20 protein-coding genes are annotated in these 20,104 nt (G+C 68.6%); 15 read left to right on the forward strand and 5 right to left on the reverse strand.

All coding sequences use genetic code 11. From position 1 onward, the window contains the following. The first annotated feature begins 73 nt into the window (after window positions 1–73). From ACFY3I_RS36175 to ACFY3I_RS36185, 3 genes are all read left to right on the forward strand, one after another. Complete coding sequence (locus ACFY3I_RS36175) at window positions 74–994, forward strand: NADP-dependent oxidoreductase (protein WP_390865229.1); 921 nt, start codon at window positions 74–76, stop codon at window positions 992–994. Between the two features lie 13 nt (window positions 995–1,007). Further along, window positions 1,008–1,472: a cupin domain-containing protein gene (locus ACFY3I_RS36180; RefSeq protein WP_390865230.1), complete on the forward strand. Its 465-nt coding sequence runs from the start codon at window positions 1,008–1,010 to the stop codon at window positions 1,470–1,472. Window positions 1,473–1,598: 126 nt separating this feature from the next. Next, entirely contained in the window at window positions 1,599–2,057 is a 459-nt protein-coding gene (locus ACFY3I_RS36185; RefSeq protein WP_390865231.1) for a carboxymuconolactone decarboxylase family protein, read from the forward strand. Window positions 2,058–2,355: 298 nt separating this feature from the next. Here ACFY3I_RS36185 and ACFY3I_RS36190 read toward each other — a convergent pair whose 3' ends face one another. Beyond that, window positions 2,356–3,612 carry an MFS transporter gene (locus ACFY3I_RS36190; RefSeq protein WP_390865232.1) on the reverse strand — a complete coding sequence of 419 codons (1,257 nt, stop codon included), beginning with the start codon at window positions 3,610–3,612 and terminating at the stop codon, window positions 2,356–2,358. Window positions 3,613–4,077: 465 nt separating this feature from the next. On the opposite strand from ACFY3I_RS36190, the gene ACFY3I_RS36195 reads away from it, so the two are divergent. After that, on the forward strand, window positions 4,078–4,518 hold the full coding sequence (locus ACFY3I_RS36195; protein ID WP_390865233.1) for a GNAT family N-acetyltransferase: 441 nt from the start codon (window positions 4,078–4,080) through the stop codon (window positions 4,516–4,518). A 91-nt stretch (window positions 4,519–4,609) separates the two neighbouring features. Here ACFY3I_RS36195 and ACFY3I_RS36200 read toward each other — a convergent pair whose 3' ends face one another. The 4 genes from ACFY3I_RS36200 to ACFY3I_RS36215 all read right to left on the reverse strand — a co-directional run bounded on the left by ACFY3I_RS36200 (window position 4,610) and on the right by ACFY3I_RS36215 (window position 7,625). Next, window positions 4,610–4,987 (reverse strand): MmcQ/YjbR family DNA-binding protein, encoded by a 378-nt coding sequence (locus tag ACFY3I_RS36200; protein ID WP_390865234.1) that lies wholly within the window; start codon window positions 4,985–4,987, stop codon window positions 4,610–4,612. A gap of 693 nt (window positions 4,988–5,680) precedes the next feature. Further along, entirely contained in the window at window positions 5,681–6,352 is a 672-nt protein-coding gene (locus tag ACFY3I_RS36205) for a TetR/AcrR family transcriptional regulator (protein WP_390865235.1), read from the reverse strand. A 122-nt stretch (window positions 6,353–6,474) separates the two neighbouring features. Further along, window positions 6,475–7,092, reverse strand: coding sequence for a TetR/AcrR family transcriptional regulator (locus ACFY3I_RS36210; protein WP_390865236.1), 618 nt, complete (start codon window positions 7,090–7,092; stop codon window positions 6,475–6,477). A gap of 23 nt (window positions 7,093–7,115) precedes the next feature. Then, window positions 7,116–7,625 carry a hypothetical protein gene (locus tag ACFY3I_RS36215; RefSeq protein WP_390865237.1) on the reverse strand — a complete coding sequence of 170 codons (510 nt, stop codon included), beginning with the start codon at window positions 7,623–7,625 and terminating at the stop codon, window positions 7,116–7,118. Between the two features lie 397 nt (window positions 7,626–8,022). Between ACFY3I_RS36215 and ACFY3I_RS36220 the strand changes: the two genes are divergently transcribed. From ACFY3I_RS36220 to ACFY3I_RS36270, 11 genes are all read left to right on the forward strand, one after another. After that, window positions 8,023–8,577, forward strand: coding sequence for a carboxymuconolactone decarboxylase family protein (locus ACFY3I_RS36220; RefSeq protein WP_390865238.1), 555 nt, complete (start codon window positions 8,023–8,025; stop codon window positions 8,575–8,577). A 232-nt stretch (window positions 8,578–8,809) separates the two neighbouring features. Next, a complete protein-coding gene (locus ACFY3I_RS36225; RefSeq protein WP_390865239.1) occupies window positions 8,810–9,634 on the forward strand; it encodes an isocitrate lyase/phosphoenolpyruvate mutase family protein in 825 nt (274 codons plus the stop codon). Between the two features lie 59 nt (window positions 9,635–9,693). Continuing rightward, window positions 9,694–10,341, forward strand: coding sequence for a nitroreductase family protein (locus ACFY3I_RS36230; RefSeq protein ID WP_390865240.1), 648 nt, complete (start codon window positions 9,694–9,696; stop codon window positions 10,339–10,341). A gap of 416 nt (window positions 10,342–10,757) precedes the next feature. After that, a complete protein-coding gene (locus ACFY3I_RS36235; RefSeq protein ID WP_390865241.1) occupies window positions 10,758–11,657 on the forward strand; it encodes an NADP-dependent oxidoreductase in 900 nt (299 codons plus the stop codon). Window positions 11,658–11,911: 254 nt separating this feature from the next. Beyond that, window positions 11,912–12,853 (forward strand): NADP-dependent oxidoreductase, encoded by a 942-nt coding sequence (locus ACFY3I_RS36240; RefSeq protein ID WP_390865242.1) that lies wholly within the window; start codon window positions 11,912–11,914, stop codon window positions 12,851–12,853. An 852-nt stretch (window positions 12,854–13,705) separates the two neighbouring features. Further along, complete coding sequence (locus ACFY3I_RS36245; RefSeq protein ID WP_390865243.1) at window positions 13,706–14,587, forward strand: SDR family oxidoreductase; 882 nt, start codon at window positions 13,706–13,708, stop codon at window positions 14,585–14,587. 274 nt (window positions 14,588–14,861) lie between these two features. Then, on the forward strand, window positions 14,862–15,470 hold the full coding sequence (locus ACFY3I_RS36250) for an ArsR/SmtB family transcription factor (RefSeq protein ID WP_390865244.1): 609 nt from the start codon (window positions 14,862–14,864) through the stop codon (window positions 15,468–15,470). Next, the gene (locus tag ACFY3I_RS36255) at window positions 15,467–16,837 is read left to right on the forward strand and encodes an MFS transporter (protein WP_390865245.1); all 1,371 of its coding nucleotides are present in this window, start codon (window positions 15,467–15,469) and stop codon (window positions 16,835–16,837) included. The genes ACFY3I_RS36250 and ACFY3I_RS36255 overlap by 4 nt, the downstream gene beginning before the upstream one ends. A gap of 34 nt (window positions 16,838–16,871) precedes the next feature. Next, complete coding sequence (locus ACFY3I_RS36260) at window positions 16,872–17,597, forward strand: class I SAM-dependent methyltransferase (RefSeq protein WP_390865246.1); 726 nt, start codon at window positions 16,872–16,874, stop codon at window positions 17,595–17,597. A 193-nt stretch (window positions 17,598–17,790) separates the two neighbouring features. Beyond that, window positions 17,791–18,276 (forward strand): DUF427 domain-containing protein, encoded by a 486-nt coding sequence (locus tag ACFY3I_RS36265; RefSeq protein ID WP_390865247.1) that lies wholly within the window; start codon window positions 17,791–17,793, stop codon window positions 18,274–18,276. 402 nt (window positions 18,277–18,678) lie between these two features. Next, on the forward strand, window positions 18,679–19,824 hold the full coding sequence (locus tag ACFY3I_RS36270; protein ID WP_390865248.1) for a glycosyltransferase: 1,146 nt from the start codon (window positions 18,679–18,681) through the stop codon (window positions 19,822–19,824). Window positions 19,825–20,104: the final 280 nt, after the last annotated feature.

The raw sequence follows: 20,104 nt of genomic DNA on the forward strand, positions 1-20,104 counted from the left end.
CCTCCCGATGACCGCAGTGAGCCCGGTGTGAACGGGCTGCGGGGTCGGGTCGCCCCTCCCGGTAAGGATCTGTATGCAAGCCATCACTGTGCGAGACCGTGACGCTGGTCTTGCCGGGCTGTCCCTGACGGACATGCCCTACCCCCATGCGGCCGAGAACGATGTCGTCGTGCGGGTGCACGCGGCGGGGTTCACCCCTGGCGAGCTGGACTGGCCGGCCACGTGGTCGGATCGCGCGGGCCGCGACCGGACGCCGAGCGTGCCCGGGCACGAGCTGTCGGGCGTCGTCGTAGAGCTGGGGTACGGCACCACCGGCCTGACAGTCGGGCAGCGGGTGTTCGGCCTGGCCGACTGGGCCCGCAACGGCTCGCTCGCCGAGTACGTCGCGGTGGAAGCCCGCAACCTCGCTCCGCTGCCCGCGGACCTCGACCACTCCGTGGCCGCCTCACTGGTGATCTCCGGGCTGACCGCCTGGCAGGGTCTGTTCGACCACGGCCGCCTCACCGCGGGCCAGACCGTCCTGATCCACGGCGCCGCCGGTGGGGTCGGCTCGATCGCGGTCCAGCTCGCCCGTGAGGCCGGCGCCCGCGTCATCGGCACCGGTAGGGCCCGGGACCGGGACCGGGCACTCGCCCTGGGCGTCCACACCTTCCTGGACCTGCAGAACGAGAAGCTGGAGGACGCCGGCGAGGCCGACGTCGTGTTCGACGTGATCGGCGGGGACATCCTCGACCGCTCGGCCACCCTGGTCAGGGAGGGCGGCACGCTCGTCACGATCGCCATGCCGCCCAAGTTCCGGCCCAGGCACGGGCGGGCCGTCTTCTTCGTGGTCGAACCCGACCGTGCGCGACTCGTCGACCTGGCCGCGCGTGTGAGGGACGGACGGCTCAAGCCGATCGTCGGTGCCGTGCGGCCACTCGCCGAAGCCCCGGCCGTATTCGCCTCCGGCTCGCGCACCCCCGGCAAGACGATCATCCGCGTCACCGAAGAGTGAACAGGAGCCCCTCATGATCAGCCTGCGGATCGCCGGCGGCCTCCTGGCCGTCGCCACCCTGGCCGGGATCACCGGCTGTACCGCGTCGGCTCAACACACCCACACCGAGACCCCGCCCGCCACCACGGCATCGAAGCTGCCCGGCGAATCCCTGACCCCCCTTCTCCAGCAGGCCCTGCCGAACGTGAAGGGCAGGACGTTCACCTCTGCGATCGTCGACTTCCCACCCACGGCGCGCGCCGTACCGCACCGGCACGGCCAGGCATTCGTCTACGCCTACGTCATGGAAGGCACGGTCCGCAGCCAGCTCGAAGGCAAGCCCGTGACCACCTACCACCAGGGCGAGAACTGGGTCGAGCAGCCAGGGGCCCACCACGTCCTCACCGAGAACACCAGCTCCACCGCACGGGCCAAGCTGCTGGTCGTCTTCGTCTCCGACACCGGGGACAAGCTCAAGGTCGACGACCCGAGAGCGTAGCCCGGGACACGCGGCGGTCGGCAATGCTCCGCCCGAATCCAGCTCTTGTCCGAACACCACACCCCACTGGCCGTCAGGACGCGCACGAGGCGCGACGCGAGGCCACACGAACGAACCGAAGGAACCATGACCGACACTCAGCGCGTCAACATCGGCAAGCAGACCCCCGCCGCCTACAAAGCCCTCATCGCCTTGTCGACAGAGGTGGAAGAGGCCACTGCCGCAGCGGGCCTCGACCCGCTCCTGGTGGAGCTGCTGAAGATCCGTACCTCCCAGATCAACGGCTGCACGTTCTGCCTGCGCATGCACACCCGCGACGCGCTCCAGAAGGGCGAGAATCCCGACCGGATCGCCGTGCTCCCCGGATGGGAGGAGACCGGCTACTTCTCCGCGACCGACCGCGCCGCCCTCCGCCTGACCGAGGCGATCACACTGGTGCCGGACGGGCACGTCAGCGACGAGGACTACCAAGCCGCCGCGGCCGTACTCACCGCGGACCAGGTCTCGGCCGTCTCCTGGCTGGCAACCGTGATGAACGCCTTCAACCGCGTTGCGATCACCAGCCGGTACCCGGTCGGCAGCTGACGTCAAGGGCCGGGGGAGTCAGGCCGAGCCGCTGTCCACGTCGAGGTGGAAGGTGTCGTGCGAGGTGTCGTGCGGGTTGCCGTCGACAAGCACGGGCCGGTCAGCCGCGCCGGTCCCCGCCGCCTCGCGTCATCTCGTCCAGGCCTGGTAGGCGGAGCACTTCGGGCCATCGCCGTCGCCGGTGATGAGCGGTTGCACCTGCTAGGCCTCTGCCCCCGGCACCGCGGAAGGTTCCTTGCACGCCGACCGTGATGGATCGGCCGACTATGGCGGCGGCCCCGCTCGGGGTCGCAGGCCGTCAGGATGACGGCACGGTCCGCTGTGCGGGCGCCTCGTGGCGGCCCGTCGCGGTCTGCGGATTGCGTGCCGTCATGACGGTGAACAAGGTGGCAACGAGGGCAGAGGCGCCGTAGCCGAGCGCGATCTTCGGTAGTGACAAGCTGTGGGACAGCTGGCCGGAGATGAGGCCCGGAACGGTCGCACCGGTGTAGCTGAGGAGGTACACCACGGCGAAGACGGGTGCCCGGTCGGCCTGGCTGCCGGTATGCAGCAGTCCACGGGTGGTGCCGCTGATGGCGATGCCCTGACCGGCCCCGGCGACGATGGTCGCGGCGATGAACAACGGCAGCGCCCCGGTGGCGATCGCGGCGATGATGCCGGTCCAGCCGGCGCAGAAGCCGGCCATGCCGATGCGTTGCGCACCCGCCGGCGCGAACCGGCCGCTCAGGGGAGCCCCCAGAGCGCTGGGGGCCATGTATGCGGCGAACACCAGTCCCAGGACGAGTGGACTGCGCGTGCGGAGCTGATTTTCGACCAGCGCGGGCACGAAGGCCTGGTAGAACGCCCCGGTGGCCCAGGTGGAGAGGAGCACGGCGGCCGTGACAGCGAGCAGAGGCCTGACCCGGGCCGGCACGCGGACCGTGGGACGCAGTGATCGCCACGCGCCGGGGACGGGCGCCACGGTGTCCGGGCTGATGGCGATGAGCACGGTGGAGACCAGGAGCAGACCGGCGGAGATGAGGTAGACGAGGTCGCGTGGCCAGGGTCCGAACTGGACCAGGGCCCCGGAGGCGATGGCGCCCACGGCCAGGCCCAGCATGACCGTCTGGCTGGATGCCACCGATGCCAGCCAGGTCGGCTTGGCGGGCGCGGTGTCGACGACGTAGGCGGTGAGGCTGCTGCTGGCCAGCCCGGCACCCAGCCCCATCAGGAGCCGGCCGCCGATCAGGACGTCTATGTGGTGCACGTTCAACAGCACCAGGCAGCCCAGCAGAAGCAGGCCGAGGCTGGCGAGGGCCGCGGGCCGCCGGCCCACGTGGTTGGAGAGCCGCCCCAGGACCAGCAGGGTGCTGATGGTGGCGGCGGAGTAGGCGACGACCGTCATCGAGATGCCCGCGTTGGTGAACCCGTCCTCGGCCCGGTAGACGTTGAACAGGGGAATCGTCGAACCCACCGCGACGAACGCGGCCGTCAGGGAGAGTAATGCCGACAGGAACGCGAGCCGCGATGGACGGCCGTGACGATCCTCGTTGGGCGCTGACGCCGCATTGCGCATCGAGCAGTGTCCTCTTCTCGTCCTGAGCCGGGCCGCGGCGTCGGCCTCCGGCGTGGGCGGCCACGGTCGGTTCGGCGGCTGCCGGTTCCCCAGAGCCGCGTTTCCGCGCCCCCGCAGTGATCTGCGCCTGGAGGTTCAAGGCTTCCTTCGATCATGCAATAGAGGGACTGAATAGTCCAGAGTGAGAATGCGTCACGCCGCAGTAGGTCAGCTCAGTGTTCAGGCGGGGGCCTGAGAAATCGTGACTGCCGCCGCCCCGCCGAGAGTCCTACTGCTGCTCCAGATATGGACCTTGCCGTCCATTCTTTGGGCTAGGCTGGCAGCGGCTGTGACCCAGGGGCGCGCGGAGATCGCCGCAGTCGGCTGGATCGGCTGGTCGGCCAGCGAACATTAGCCAGGTCGTGGCGCTGAAGACGCCGTTAGGCCACTGGACGGGCCCGGACACTACGAGCAGAGGAACACCGCATGAGTGACCCGACCGAGCCGAACCGCTCCACCGTCGATGGCGCCGACAGCGCAGGTCCCGGTCTCCCTGTTGAGGTTCCGGCCTCGGCAACCGGCGACGCCGATGCCCATGCTCCCGCAATTGACTTCGAGGTCGTCAAGGACGAGAAGGCCGGTGTCTACGAGGCCAGGGCCGGGGGTACGGAGGTGGCCGGACTGACCTATCAGGCCGCCGGTGGAAACCGGCTCGTGCTGCTGGCCACCTCGGTGTTCCCCGAGTTCCGTCAACGAGGTATCGCCACCGAGCTGATCCGACGGGTCCTGGACGATGTACGCGCGCAGGGGAAGACCGTCACTCTCACGTGCCCGGTTGTGCGCACCTTCGTCGAGCACAACCCGGCGTATGCGGACCTCATCGATCCCCAGCACCCGGGAGCCGGCGGAGGGGTTCGCAGGTCCTAGCCCAGGTGGGATCACATCACCGCCAAGACCTGCTGCCGCCGTGTTGTCCCGCTTATGCCGCTGGTGCCGAGGGGCGGGACCGGTACGAGGATCAGGCCCGGTGGTCGTAGGTGTGCGGATCCACGGGTTGCTGGGCCTTGGGAAGTCCACCGACCACGAGACGGTAGGAGTCGATCACGAGCTCCTTCACCAGTTCCTCGCCGACGGTGCCTCCGCCTTCCACCGTGATCCAGTGCTTCTTGTTCATGTGATAGCCCGGGGTGATGTCCGTGTGCTGCTCACGTAGGGTCGCCGCGTCGTCCGGATCGGCTTTGAGGATCACGACGGGGTGCCCCGGCATGTCGGTCATGAGCATGAATACCTTGCCTCCCACCTTGTACAGATCCCAGTCGGGGCGCTGCTCCAGGTCGGCGCCGGGCAGATCCCCAGTGCACTCGCCCGCGGTCTTCTGCAGTTCCTGTCCGTCCACGGTGATCAACTCCTGTATCGGTCGAGAACCAGCGCCCGACCGGTCGGCCGGTGCGAGGCTGAGAGGTGGTATAGCCCGCATCGCCTCACGTCGGGCGGTGCTCGCTCGGCGGCAGACGGGGGGCCGCCTGGGCAGTCCTCGCCTTGGCCGTCGCCGACGCGGACCTGTTGAGGTCTATGTCGTCCCGTCGGTCCCGCCACAGGCGACCTCGTCGAGCAGCCCCACGGAGCTGTCATCCTGCGTCGTAGTGCGTGCCCGGGGTGGCAGACGTGCGCGTGAACGCCCCCTGCGGCCGACGGCGGGCCTTCGCCGCCCAGTCCGTGATCCGCCGGTGCCGAGGTGAGCACCGGGGTTGCCCGACCAGAACAACAGTGCAGCGTGGAAAGCGTGGTGCCCTGGCCGGCCGGCTCCGGCTTCGTCCCCCCGCCGGCATCCCCGGACTGCACCGGTCACTGGGGACGAGATGTCCACGTGCATGGTGCTTACCGCCTCGGAGATTCTTGTGGGGGCCGGCTGCTGGGCAGTCTGCAGGAGACCGCTCTCTGGCCAAGGTACCCCAATTCATCCCTTCATGAGGACTAAATAGTCCACTTATTGGAGACGCGGCTGCCGTTTCGACCGGACGCCGGGGTGTGCATGGGTGCGGAATGTGCAGACAGGTAGATTTCGCGGTGCCGGCCGTCCGGAGGCGGCTCAGTGCCCTTCCGGGCCTCCCGCCGGCCGACCGGCGTCCTTGGCAGGTGCGGCGTAGGCCTTGACGTGGCCGATCGCCATGTCCAGGGCGATCCTCATGGGCTTGACGTCCTGCGCCGTCTGCGCGAGGAGGTAGCCGCCCTGGAGGGCGGCCATGAGTCCGGTCGCCAGTTCCTCGGCATCCGCGTCGGCTCGGAGGACTCCCGAGTCCTTCATTCGCTCAAGCCCGGCCTCGAGCAGTCCCTCCCAGGTGTCGAAGTGCCGGGCGAGCGCCTGCCGCGCCTCCTCGTCCTGATCGGCCAACTCGCCGGCAAGCGATCCGAGCGGGCAGCCGTACGCCCCGTTCCGGAGCGCGTTGTGCTCGACCAGCACGTCCCGCCACCGCTCCAACCCGCGCAGGGAGTTCAGTCGCTGAAGTAGCTGCTGCTGACGTTTGAGCAGCTCAGCTGCCTGCAATGCGACAACGTCCCGCACCAGCGCATCCTTGTCGGGGTAGTGGCGGTAGAGCTGGGATTTGCTCGTTCCGCTGGCCGCCCTGACCTCGTCGAGGGTCGTGGACGACACGCCCCTGACGTACATCATGTCGGCGGCAGCCCTCAAAATGCGCTCCCGAGTCGCCCGCCCGCGCTCGGTCAGCCGGGAGTCGTTTCTGTCGCGCGTCTGTTCCGCCACACAGGCCAGATTACCGTTGCGCAGGCTAGCAGGATTGAAAAGGGACCTCAAGGTCCTCTTTCGGCGGTGGCCCGGGAAGGGGCCCCGCTGACCGCGAAGGTGCCACCGATGACCGCGAAGGCTCAGTCGCGAGCGAAGGTGGCGATGTGGTCCAGGGCCATGTCCACCGCGACGGCCATCGGCTCGGAGCTGTGAGCGTTCTGCGCGAGCACGTAGCCGCCCTGCAGCGCGGCGAGCAGGCCGGTGCCAAGGCGTCGCGGGTCGGCGTTCTCGGTGAGCACGCCGAGATCGCGGAGCCGGGTCAGTGTTTCGACGAGCATCCGCTGCCAGGCGTCGAACGATGCGTTGAGTGCCTGGCGGGACTGCTCGTCGTGGTCGGACAGCTCGATCGACATGGCGCCCAGCGCGCACCCGTACGAGCCGTCCTGCAGGGCGTTGGCCTGGACGAGGGCGTCCCGCCAGCGGCGCAGGCCGGCGAGGGTCTTCACGCCGCGCAGGCGCTGTTCCTCGCGGGCGAGGACGAACGTCGACTGCACGTCGATCACGGCGTGGATCAGCGCGCGTTTGTCCCTGAAGTGGTTGTACAACTGCGACTTGCTCGTTCCGCTCGCCAGGCGGATGTCGTCGAGCGTGGTGGCGTTGACGCCCCTGACATAGAACAGCTTGGCCGCCGAATCAACGATCCGTGAACGGGTCTCCAAGCCGCGTGGCGTGCGGCGGGCGTCGCCGGGTGCGGGCATGGTGTCTCCCTCGGGCTCGTTACTCACTCGTGCTGGTCGGTCGTGGAGCGCATCACAAGCGCGGTGGCCTCGATCCCCAGGCGGCGACTGGGCAGGATCAATTCCGACTCGAATACGACCATAAAGGCTGACCAGTGGGAGAAGGCGGTCTTGTGATGCTTCACGCAGGTGCCGTGGATGTCGTTGCCTGCAAGCAGGGTCCGGACCTTCCCCGCATAGGGGGGTTCCGCACTCACCGGACTCGGCGCGGTTCCCCTGCGGCCGGTGAGGTGCGCCGGGCCTCCCCGGCGAAGGTCAACGGCACGGTTGCGTCCGGCCGTGGCGACGGACGGGGTCGGACGATCGGGTGCCGGGCGGGAACGTGGCGCGAGGACGCCGAGACGGCTGGGCCTTTCGGCGTCGAGGCTCTGTGCTGTGACGGCCATGGCGACCAGTACCTCCTCATTGGCGGATGCGAGGCGGAGGTGCGGCATCCGGGGTGCCTTGTCTCCGCTCTGGTCGAGCCTCTTCTGATAATGGACCAAATAGTCCACTCATTCCACTCGATCTAGACCAGCCAGACAAGTGCGTGACGGTCGGCGTCCGCTCTGCCTGACCGGACCACTGGGTGGCTTTCAGCTGCAACTTTGCAGGTCATGGCAGCCTGAGGCCCATCGTGGGAGGTCGCCTGGGCGACACCCCTTCCGGGGAGGGGTTGCATTGAAAATTCTGGTCTGTATAGTCCTTTCTGTGTGGTGTTCGAGGTAGGAGAAAGATCCGGAACTCGGCACCGACGGAGCCGCCCCTCCATGCAGGCCACCAGGGCCAGGCGCAGCCCACACGAGTCGAGGTTGCGGCCGGCACACGAAGCGCCGCGGCCGAGCTCCACAACACCGCGAGCCCGGCTCGGGCTCAACGACTGTTCACACCCCGATCGGAGGTCGATCCGCCATGTCACGACTGAACGTCCCCGCCCCAGAGGATGTGCCGGCCGGCGCCCAGCAGATCCTCGGCGGCGTTGGTGCGCAGCTGGACTTCGTCCCGAACATGTTCAGGACCCTCGCGTCGAACCCGGCCGTCCTTGAGGCGGTCACGAGTCTGCAAGGCACCCCTGCCCGGTTCCTCGACGCGAGGACGCGGCACAGCATCGCGCTGGCCGTGTCGCAGACCAACGGCTGCGGTTACTGCCTGGCGATGCACACCCACGTGGCGACCGAGTTCGGCGGCATGTCGGGCGAGGACATCGCGCTCGGACGCGCCGGGAGTTCGGTCGATCCTCAGCGTGCGGCGGCCGCCCGATTCGCCCGGCAGGTGGTCGAGAGCCGCGGACAGGTCAGCGACGCCGACCTCGCGGATGTGCGGGACGCCGGCTACACCGACCCGCAGATCCTGGCGATCGTCGCGGTGGCGGTGCGGTTCCTGCTCACCAACTTCATCAACAACGTCAACCAGACCGACCTCGACATCCCGGCCGTCGACCCGGTCGTAGCGACCGTGCCCCGGTGAACCCGCACCCGATCAGCCGGCCCCCGGCGCGGCCCGCGGTGAGACCCACCGCCGTACCGGAGCGGATGGGGGAGTGGGCGACGGCCGCGCGCCGAACCCGCCCCGTCGAGTCCGCAGACATCGTCAACGACCGCTGCAACGTCGTCCGTTGAGGCTGTAGCGGCCTCAGGGAAAGCCACCCGGCCGCCGACTATCCACGCACCGACCCAACGATCAACCAGGAAGGCTCGACATGCCGGGCTCCGAAATCTACGAGCGATTCATGGCGCTGCACACCCGTGACGGTGGCCTGGTCATGCCCAACGCATGGGACGGCCTCTCGGCGCTGTTGCTGGCCGATGCCGGCTTCGAGGCGATCGGCACGTCGTCCGCGGCGATCGCCGCCACGCTCGGCCGCCTCGACGGGCGTCACGAGATCACTCGCGACGAGCACCTCGCGCACGCGCGGCTGCTCGCCCGCCTCACGGGACTGCCCGTCAACGGGGACTTCGAGGACGGATACGGCGACACGGCGGACGACGTCGCCGCGACCGTCGAGGCCGCCGTGCACGCCGGCCTGGCCGGCATCGGGGTGGAGGACACCTCGGGCGATCCGGAACAGCCGATCCGTGACTTCGACGACGCGGTCGACCGGGTACGCGGCGCTGTTGCCGCCTCGAAGGGACGCATCGTCGTCACCGGCCGCACCGACAACTTCATCCAGGGGCGCCCCGATCTCGACGACACCATCCGGCGCCTGACGGCCTTCGCCGAGGCGGGCGCGGACGTGGTCTACGCGCCGTTCCCGCCCGACCTCGACGCACTCGTCGCGATCGTCACCGCGGTCGCCCCGACACCGGTCAACGTCCTGGTGTCTCCGTCCGACAAGGTACTCACCGTCACCGAGTTGCAGCAGGCCGGGGTCAAACGCATCAGCCTCGGCCCATTGCTCTACACCCACGCGATGAAAGCGGTCGACGAGGCCGCGAAGGCACTCCTCGCGGGCGACCTCGCCTCGGCGACGACAGGCATGGACTTCACCCGCGTCAGCGAACTGCTCACCCGCGGCAGGAACTGACCCCACCAGCACGAACCACTGACATTTCATCAGCGATCACTACACAAAGGCAGGATGACATGGATCTCGGCAAGCTCATGAACAAGCACCTCACCAGGTACTTCGACCCCAGCAGGACGATCCCGGAGGAGACGCTGCAGCAGCTGCTGGGCTTCCTGCGCTCGACGCCGTCGTCGACGAACGTGCAGCCCAACCACTTCTACGTCCTCGCCACGCCCGAGGGTAAGGAGCGTCTCGCGGTCAACCTCGGAGAACGGTTCCAGGACAACAGCGAGAAGATCCTGAACGCCTCGCACACCGTCATCCTGACCACCAGGGCGGATCTTCCCGAGGGCCACCTCCAGGCGGTGTTCGACAAGGAGCGGGCCGACAGCCGGTTCCCCGACCCGGCGAAGCAGGCGCGGTGGGAGTCGATGACCCGCGACTTCCTCAACCTGCGCAACTACGGATACAAGGACCTGAACCACTGGATGGAGAAGCAGACCTACCTCGCGATGGGCCTGACCATGATGGCGGCTGCCGAGCTCGGCGTCGAAGCCATGCCGCTCGAGGGGTTCGATCCGACCAGCGTCGACAAGGCGTTCAAGATCCGCGAGACCGGGCACACCACGACCGTGCTGCTGGCCCTCGGCTACCCCGACCCGGCGAAGGCCTACGGCAGCCCGATTTCCCGCTTCGAGACGGACCAGCTCTTCACGTTCGTCTAGCCGACCGCGGCACCGGGAACTCCGCCGGGAGCCGGTGTCCCCGGTCAATGTAGGGCCGACCATCCCGGAGAGGCCGACCGGCGTCCGGCGCCGCCGGCCCTCGGCAACGGGCTCACCGACGCCCGCCGTGCCGTCGAGCCGTACAGCACCGGTTTGCTGGTGTCAGGTGTCCACGACAATCATGCCGCCCCCGCCCCCGCTCCCGCCGTCGCGGATGGCATCGGGGGGAGCCCTGCCGGCTGAGGCGCTCCGGATCAGGAGCCGGTCGGTCGAGCCGGGCGCGAGGACAAAGATCTACCGTAATGGCGTGCGGAATGTCTGTATTCGACACCGCTGCCGGATTTGAATATCCGGTCGGAACCTCCTGGCCGGACTACCGAGTGAGAGGACAAAGATCCACGATGAAGGCATGCGGAGTGTCCACGGCGGAAACGGCAGTCTCGCTGCTGGATCTGCCAGACCCGGCATCCCCGGAGCCGGGCCAGATCCTGGTCGCGGTCGAGGCCGCCGGGGTCGGCCCCTGGGACGAACTCGAAATCGACGCCAGCTGGGACGTGGGGCTGTGCCTCCCGGCGGCGCTGGGAGTGGAGGGCGCGGGCAGGGTGCTGGCCGTCGGCGAGGGCGTCACCCGCTTTGCCGTAGGCGACCGCGTGCTCGCGCACGCGGCCCCGCTGCCCGGCGGAAGCGGCTTCTGGGCCGAACGCGTTCTGATCAACGCGGATCACGCGGCGGCCTGCCCGCCAGGACTGGACGCTGTCAACGCGGCGGCGCTGCCCGTCAACGGGCTCACCGCGCTGCAAGCCTTGGAGAAGCTGAACCTCGGCCGAGGCGGACGACTCCTGATCACCAACGGAGGCGGGGGCACCGGAGCCCTGGCCGTCCAACTCGCCGCGGCCCAGGGCGTCGAGGTGACCGCGACCGCATCCGCCGCCGCCACGGAGCGTCTGCTCGGTCTGGGAGCGACGGAGGTCGTCGACTACCACGACCCCAACTGGTCGGCCACGGTACGCGGCGGATTCGACGCCGCCCTCATCGTCGCCGCCGGCACGGCGGCCGCGGCGCTGTCCCTGGTGCGGGACGGCGGCCGGCTGTGCTCCCTGACCTCGGACGCGCCGCCGGAGGAACGCGGCATCACGAGCTGGGACCTCTACATCGAGCCCAACGGCACGCAGCTTGCCGAGCTGGCGGAGCGCGCCGCGGCCGGAACCCTCCAACTCGCGCCAGAGGCCCAGCCGCTGAGCGAGGGACCGGCCGCATACACCCGGGTGGTCGCCGGACGAGCCGGCGGAAAGAAGATCGTCCTCATTCCGGCATGACAATCCCGGTCGCCGACCGATTCCGGTGCCGGGCCACGGCGGGCAACGAAGCCGTCCCGGTGCCGGGCGGTAATGAGAAGCGGGTGCTCGGCGGCCACGCACTCGAATGAGTTGCTCATCGACGTGTACGCGGCCCTGGGCAGGCGTCCCGGCCGGTCGGCGGAGCCCATCGGGGCGGACACGACGGCCCGTTGTGACGCCCGGCGTGTGTCACTGCGGCAGCCAGACAGGTATCGCGCAGAAAGGAAACCTTCATGAAGGCGATCGTTGTCACGGACCCCACCGCCGGAACCGCGGGGATGACACTCACCGAACGGCCCGACCCGGACACGGCGCGACTCGCCGGCCTGGACGGCGCGAACTACGGCGACGTCGTCGTCGAGGTGCACGCGTCCGGGTTCACCGGCGACGAACTGGAGTGGCCCTCTACCTGGGTCGATCGTCTCGGTCGGGATCGCACACCCTCGATTCCCGGGCACGAGGTGGCAGGCGTGGTCTCCTCCCTCGGCTACGGAACGGCAGGGCTGTCGGTCGGGCAGCGCGTGTTCGGCCTCACGGACTGGACCCGCGACGGCACCCTCGCGCAGTACGTCGTAGTCGAGGCGCGGAACCTCGCGCCGCTGCCCGCGGACGTCGACTTCACGGCCGCCGCGAGTGTCGTGATGACGGGCCTGACCGCCTGGCAGGGGCTCTTCGAGCACGGACACCTCTCGGTGGGGCAGAGCGTGCTCGTGCACGGCGCCGCCGGCGCGGTCGGATCGATGGCGGCGCAGCTCGCGCGAGGGGCCGGTGCCCACGTCATCGGCACCGGACGCGCCGCCCACCGCCAGAGCGCACTCGACTTCGGCGCGCACGAGTTCATCGACCTCGACAACGACACACTGGAAGACGTCGGCGGAGTCGACCTCGTCTTCGACGTGTTCGGCGGCGACATCGGCGCCCGGTCGGCCCGGCTGGTGCGAGCCGGAGGAACATTCGTGACCGTCACCGGCCCGCCGGAGGTGCGTCCGGCCTACGGCCTGGCGGTCGACTTCATTGTCGTATCCGACCGCGCGCAACTGGGGGAGATCGCCCGGCGGGTACGGGAGGGACGTCTGCGGACGCACATCGGCCAGGTCGCCAAGCTCGACGACGCCGTCGCCGCCTTCGACCCGGCCCGGAAAGTCAACGGCAAGACGATCATCCGCGTGAAGTGAGGCGGCGGACGACACCGCACCCACGCCGAGGCGCCGGGGGTGCCGTCACGGGACAGCCCCGGCCGAGCGTCCGCATCCGGGGTAGGAGCGGCTCTCCTGCGAGCAGATCAGGTGCCAGGAAGCATCGCGCACGCTGAGACGTATCACCCAGGTGCCTTCACGCTTCTGGTACGTGTCTGCACACAGGTCTTCTTGCTCAGAATCGTCAGCGAGTAACGATTACTCGCTGCAGCCGTGCACGGTGCGACGGCGCCGTGAATTCAGTCATTGACGCCGTCCGGCGACAGATCCTGACACGGCTCCGCCTAATGCCCGAGATCACTGGAATGCGCGAGAGGATTTTCGGTGAGAAATTCGCTGAAGCGTCGAACATCGCTGGTCCGATTGTATCGAGGGTGGTAATTTTTCAGTTTCTCGTGGATCTCGCTGCGCCGATTCATTCACCTGTCGTGGCCGGCTGAAGGTCGACGGATTGATGAGGGCTTCTGCAAGTCAACTGCTGCGAATCCAAGCGTAGACGCCGAGTTCGTAGAGACCGAGGCCGTAAGGAATCCTGCTGCAGCATTCCGTCTCCACCCGTCGCGAGTGTAACCTTTTCCTCTGAACAACTCTCGGAGTTCCCGAGGCCGTAAGTCCGTGCGACGGTAGCAGGGCCTACGCTCATCGGAGCGGTACCTTCACAGCGAGCCATGATGCATAACAGCATGTATGCGTTGGTGGAATGCCGAATGAGGCAGGCGAGCGCAGTCGCCTCGTCGGGAAAATGCCAGAGGCGAACAATGTCAGCCGAAACGGCTCGTTCGTCAATTCCTTCCTGCGACACACCGTCGCAGCAGTCAGATGGAGCCTCCCATGCGCGTGTTCGTCACCGGAGCCAACGGCAGCATCGGCTCAGTCGTAGTACCCGAACTCATCGCCGCCGGTCACGAGGTCCTCGGACTCGTCCGTTCCGACACCGCGGCTGCGTCAGTCTCCGCTGCCGGCGGGACGCCGCTCCATGGCGACCTCGGCGATCTGGACAGCCTCCGGGCGGGCGTCGCCCAGGCGGATGGCGTCATCAACCTGGCCTTCGGGAACGACTGGAGCAACCTCGAGCCGTGCATCGACGCGGAAACGCGGGCCATTCAAACCCTCGCTGACGCACTCGGCGGCAGCGGCAAGCCGTTCGTGCATGCCGGCCTCACGCCGATGATGCCGGGCCACGTGTCCACCGAGGACGACCCGGACACCACCAACGGACCCGTCGGCGGCCGCGGCCGCAACTCACAGGCGGTGCTTGCCCTCGCCGATCAGGGCGTCCGCTCCTCTGTCGTTCGGCTGCCGCGCTCCGTGCATCAGCGCGCGTCGCATTACGGCTTCTGCTCGGCCCTCATTGCTGCCGCGCGGCAATCAGGCGTGTCGAAGTACGTTGGTGATGGCACGCAACGCTGGCCGGCGGTCAACCGGCTCGACGCCGCCCGGCTGTTCCGCATCGCACTCGAGGAGGCCACGCCCGGTACGGTCCTGCACGCGGTTGCCGACGAGGCAGACAGCATGCGGTCGCTGGCCGAGACCATCGGCGACGTCCTCGCGGTCCCGGTGGAGGCGGCGTCGCCGGAGAGTTTCGGTGTCATAGGTCAGTTGTTCGCCCTCGACATGCCGTCCTCGGGTGCGCTGACCCAGAAGCGGTTCGACTGGGAGCCCATCCACCCGAGCCTGATCGAGGACCTCTCGGCCGGTGACTATCCCGCGTAGGCTGGACGATCCGCCAGGCCCGGGGGATCCGCTCTCACTCAGCAGTCACCGATCCCCGGCGCCACGCAGGCATCGTGGACCGCCTCATTCTAAGCGGCGACATCATCGAGACCCACAGCGACTCCTGCCGCCTCACCCGCATCAAAGCCCGCCCACAGCCCACCGCCACCACCTGATCGCACCTGCTCCGGCGGGACGCGCGCATCAGGCGGCTGCCTGGCACCGGAGTTGTGAGACTTGACTCTCACGATATGTGAGAGGAGCCTCTCACGTTATGGATTCTGGTAATCGTCTGGGCGACATCGAGATCACTGATCCGCAGGCGATGCGGGCGCTTGCGCACCCGGTGCGGCTGGCGATCCTCGAACGCCTGCAGCGGCACGGGCCGGCGACGGCGACGCAACTCGCACCCGACGTGGGAGCAACCCCATCCGTGACCAGCTGGCATCTGCGGCACCTGGCGAGCTTCGGGCTGGTCCGTGATGCCGAGCCTGGGCCGGACCGTCGCCAGAGGCGGTGGGAGGCGGCGGCGCGAGGCTTCCGATTCGAGGCACCAGAGGATCCGGACGACGAGGAAGGCAGGTCGGCTGCGCGGGTTCTGTCCCGCGAGATGTTCCTGCGCTCGGGAGACCTGCCGAACCGGTGGGCTGCAGAGGTCGAACCCAAGCTTGAACCGGTGTGGCGACGCCTTGCAGGGCTGGCCAACACCCGCGTCGTCGTCTCCGCCGACGAACTCGCCACCATCGAAGACGCGATCGAGCACATTCTCGCGCCCTACGTGATGCGCGACAAGGGCGCGCGTCCGGCCGACGGTCGTGCTGTCCGGTTGCTGCGTTACGCCCTGCCGGAGTGTGCCGAGGATCAGACCGGCGGTACGCCATGAGCGCTGCAGACCAGTCCTTACCCGTATCGCTGTGGCGTGATCGGCCGTTTCGTCGTTTCTGGGCCGGCCAGTCGATCTCGCAGTTCGGCGACCGGATCACCGAACTGGCTCTGCCACTGACCGCGGTGGGGGCGTTGCACGCTTCGGCCAGTCAGGTGGCGTTGCTGACCGCGCTCATCTGGACCCCGAACCTGCTCGCGCTCGTCCTGGGTGCCTGGGTCGACCATTGCGTCCACAAGCGGCGCCTGATGGTTCTCGCCGACCTGGTGCGGGCGGCTGCGCTGCTATCTCTCCCAGCCTCCTACCTTTTGGGGGCAGTGACGCTCGGTCAGCTGTATGTCGTGGCCTTGCTGACGGGTGCGGCCGGATTGCTGTTCAACACCGCCTATCCGCCGTTCTTCGCCCACCTCGTCCCTCGCTCGTCCTACGTCGACGCGAACAGCAAGCTCAGTGCCGGCCGTTCCGCGTCGTACGTCGCCGGACCGGCGATCGGTGGCGCTCTGGTCCAGGCGTTGACCGCTCCCGTCGCCGTCGCCGTCGACGCTTTGACGTTCATGGCGTCCGCGGCTCTGGTCGGTCGGGTATCGATCGGCGAACCGCCAGTAGCTCACGACCAAGCGGCCGCCTCGCTGCTTCGGCGTATCAGGGAGGGACTGGGTTTCGTCACCCGCCACCCGGTGCTGCGGGCGAGCCTGGGATGCGCGGCGACCGTCAACTTCTTCACCTTCGTCGCAGGCAGCGGGCTGATCGTGTTGTTTGCCAGCCGAAACCTCGGACTGACCGCAGGAGCCATCGGTTTTGCGTTCGGGATCGGCGCCTCCGGTTCGCTTGTTGGCGCGGTAGTCGCACCGAAGTTCTCGCGGAGACTCGGTGTGGGCCGCAGCATCGTCGTGGGCGCCGTGCTGTTCCCGGCACCGATCGCCGTCGCCGCTGCTGCGGGCGGCCCCTTGTGGGCTCGTGCCGGAGCCTTGGCTGTGGCCGAGTTCCTCTCCGGAGTCGGCGTCATGCTGTTCGACGTCAACCTCAACTCCTTACAGGCGAACGTGATCCCGGATGGCATGCGCAGTCGAGTCGCCGGTGCGTACAGCACGATCAATTACGGCCTACGCCCTGTGGGCGCCGTCCTTGGCGGCTTCCTCGCCACGCTCATCGGCCTCCGGGCAACCCTCCTCATCGGGGCAGTAGGCGGAGCGCTGTCCCCGCTCTGGTTGCTGCCCTCGCCGATTCCACGCATCCGCTCCCTGGATGCGGACCAGGCAGCGGCTCCGGAGAGCGACTCGGACGCGCGGCCACGCACCACCACAGCTCCATCTGTGCAACCAGCTGCACGAGGCAAGGTGTTCCGGGACCGTCGCGAAACCGGGTAGCCGTTCGGACCCAGCTCTGCATACGTTCGGCCGCATGGCTGACGACTGCTTCGCGCATCCACGACTCGCCGCGGTCTACGATCCACTCGACCCCGACCGCAGCGACCTCAATGCGTATCTGAGAATGGCAGACGAGTTCGGGACTCGACGAGTACTGGACATCGGTTGCGGCACGGGGGTGTTCGCGCTTCTCCTGGTCGAGCGCGGGATCGAGGTCGTAGGCGTGGATCCCGCCCAGGCGTCCATCGACGTCGCCCGGACCAAACCGGGAAGTGGACAAGTGCGGTGGATCTGCGGCGATGCGACAAACCTTCCACCGCTGCAGGTTGACCTTGCGACGATGACAGGAAACGTCGCCCAGGCCATCGCTGACCCGCAGACGTGGCAGAAGACTCTCCGCGGTGCCCACGAGGCGCTGCGGCCTGGCGGGCGCCTGATCTTCGAAACGCGTGATCCGTCCAGACGCGCTTGGGAGGAGTGGACCCGCGAGGAGTCCTACCGCGTAGCAGAGATTCCAGGCGTCGGCTCCGTCGAGAGCTGGGTTCAGCTGATTGAGGTGAGCGGGCCTCTGGTGACGTTCCGCTCGACCTACAGGTTTGCTGTGGACGGCCAGGTGCTGACATCGGATTCGACGCTGCGCTTTCGAGAGCGGGACGAGGTCGAGAAGGACTTGGACGCGCACGGATACGTGGTGGACGGCATTCGCGATGCGCCCGACCGCCCAGGAAGGGAGTTCGTCTTCCTGGCGCGACGCCTGTGACCTTCGGTGATCCATGCGCCCTCTCGTACCTACCCGGCAGGGTGACGCTCCCGGGTGGCCTCGGCTTTCCGCATGGGCGCGCAGTGACCGCCACCGCCGAAGGCCGCCCCCTTCGTGCGCCCCGGCCTCATCCGCGACGGCGGTCCGCGCGGAAGACAGAGTGAACCGCTCACGTGATTCGAGGAGGCCCGCCATGTCCGGACACCAGATGCCGGCCACGGAGTCGGTGTGGGACTATCCGCGTCCACCCGCCCTGCTGCGCGAGACGCGGCGGATCACCGTCGAATGCGGCGGGGATGTCGTGGCCGACACCACCAAGGCGCTGAAGATCCTGGAGACCAGCCACCCGCCGGTCTTCTACGTGCCGCCGGACGACGTCCGTACCGACCTGCTGCGTGCGGCCCCACGGCGCAGCTGGTGCGAGTGGAAGGGCAGCGCCGAGTACTGGGACGTCGTCGTCGGCACCGACATCCGCCCGCTCGCGGCCTGGAGCTACCCGGCGCCCCGTCCTCCCTACGAGCTGCTCATCGGCCATGTCGCCTTCTACGCCGGGAGAGTCGACCGCTGTACCGTCGGCGGTTGCACTGTACTGCCGCAGGAGGGCGATTTCTACGGCGGCTGGATCACCCCCGAGGTCAAGGGGCCGTTCAAAGGCGGCGGCCACACCCACGGCTGGTGAGCCGCTCCGATGCGCAGTTCTGACGACCGGTGGCGGTAGCCCGAGCGGTACGCTCCGGCCTCGGTAATGTCACGGGTCGTCGAGAAGCGAGCGGTACTGCCGGGTCGCCCCCTCCGCCCAGCAGCGCTTGTCGCAGTGGCGGGCCCGCCGTGGTGGTGGGGGGAGTCGAGGGCGGCCGCTGACCCTCCCTCCCGAGACCCGGGGGCGTCCCGCCCGGTACCTGGAGTGGGACGGCCGGGACAGCCCTCCAGGCGGCGCAACCGCAGTCGGGCAGGTAGCGCCGACCAGGTGTGGAGGCACACCTGGATCCTCCTCTCCCTCACACGTATCTGTCGCTCCCGCCACCCTCGCGGCTAACACCCAAGGTGATTGACGCGACAAGTAGTGTTGTAGTGTCAAGCCATGCGCGTCCTCATGTTCTCCAACCCGCTGCTGGGTCATCTGCTGCCGATGCTCCCGCTGGCGCGGGCCTTGCGCGAGCGGGGTCACACCGTCGCCTTTGTCACGGCCGGGCATCTGGAATCCTCCGTCGAACCCCATGGTTTCGCTCTGATCTCCGCGGGCCCGACAACGGAGACCGCGGTCGCCGAGGTGATCCGTCGCCTCGGCACGGACTGGCTGAGGAACGGATCTCCGGATGGCGCCGCGGAGTTCTTCGCCGGAGCCCGGATCGATCTCGGCGCGGGCGAGGCACTCGCCGGTGCGCGCGCGTGGGCGCCCGACTTCATCGTTTCGGAGCACTGTGACTTCGTAGGACCACTCGTCGCCGCGGCATTGAAGGTCCCGTCCGCGGTGATGGCCATCGACCCGACGCTGGAACCAGAACTTCTCGTAGCGCTGGCCGCGACCGCGCACGCCCGCTATCTCGAGCACGGCCTCGAGGCACCGGCCCACGCGCCTTCGGGCCAGTGGCTGCTTGACCTGTGTCCACCCTCCCTCCAACGCGGTGGTGAACTGCCGCGCCTCAACCGCATGGCGCTGCGGCCCGAACCCCATCGGGCCCCCGCGGGGTCGTCCCCCGCGCCGCGCGCAGCGCTCTCCGGTCGGCCTCGGGTTCTGGTCAGCTTCAGCACCGCCATGAACGCACCGGATCGGCTCGGCTCCGTGCTCAGGTCACTCAGCTCTCTGGACGTCGACCTCGTGGCGACGGCCTCGGGCGGCGTGCCCATCGACAGCACCGGGCTGGACCCGGACCGGGTCGAGCTGGTCACCTTCCTGCCCGCCGCGGAGTTGCTCGAAGGAGTATCGGCCGTCGTGCACCACGGAGGTTCCGGCACCACGTTCGGCGCGGCGGCACGCGGCATTCCCGCGGCAGTGGTGCCGGGCATGCCCGGCCAGCAGCGTCAGGCGGCCCGCATCGAGGCGGCGGGAGCCGGACTGGCCCTGCCGATGGGGGACGAGACCACTCCGGAAGCCGTCACCGTCGCGGTCGAACGGCTCCTGGCCGAGCCCACCTTCACGGCCGCCGCTCACCGACTGCGTGACGAGATCGCCGCGATGCCCTCAGCGGGGGAGGTCGCCGACCAGCTCGTCGCCTCGGTCCGCTGACCGACGGCAGGTGGGATCCGCACCGCTCGTCACACCGGTTTCTGTCCGTGCAGGGGAAGGGTGAGCCGTGCGAGCGGTGCGCGGCTTCCGCCCTGCAAAGACCTACCAAGGGGCCGACATTCGCCTTCGGGCGGTGGTGAGGAAGGGTGGGGCCGCAGTCTGCTCGTAGGCGCACGTCGCGAGGCCGTGGGGCTCCCGGATTCCGTGCTCCGCTCCGCCCCGGCGGCCGCCCGAACAGGGCCGCCGGCGCCGGCCGGCTTCCGCTCCTGTGACACCCCTG

This window comes from Streptomyces sp. NPDC001068 (assembly GCF_042897315.1).
GTDB lineage: Bacteria > Actinomycetota > Actinomycetes > Streptomycetales > Streptomycetaceae > Streptomyces.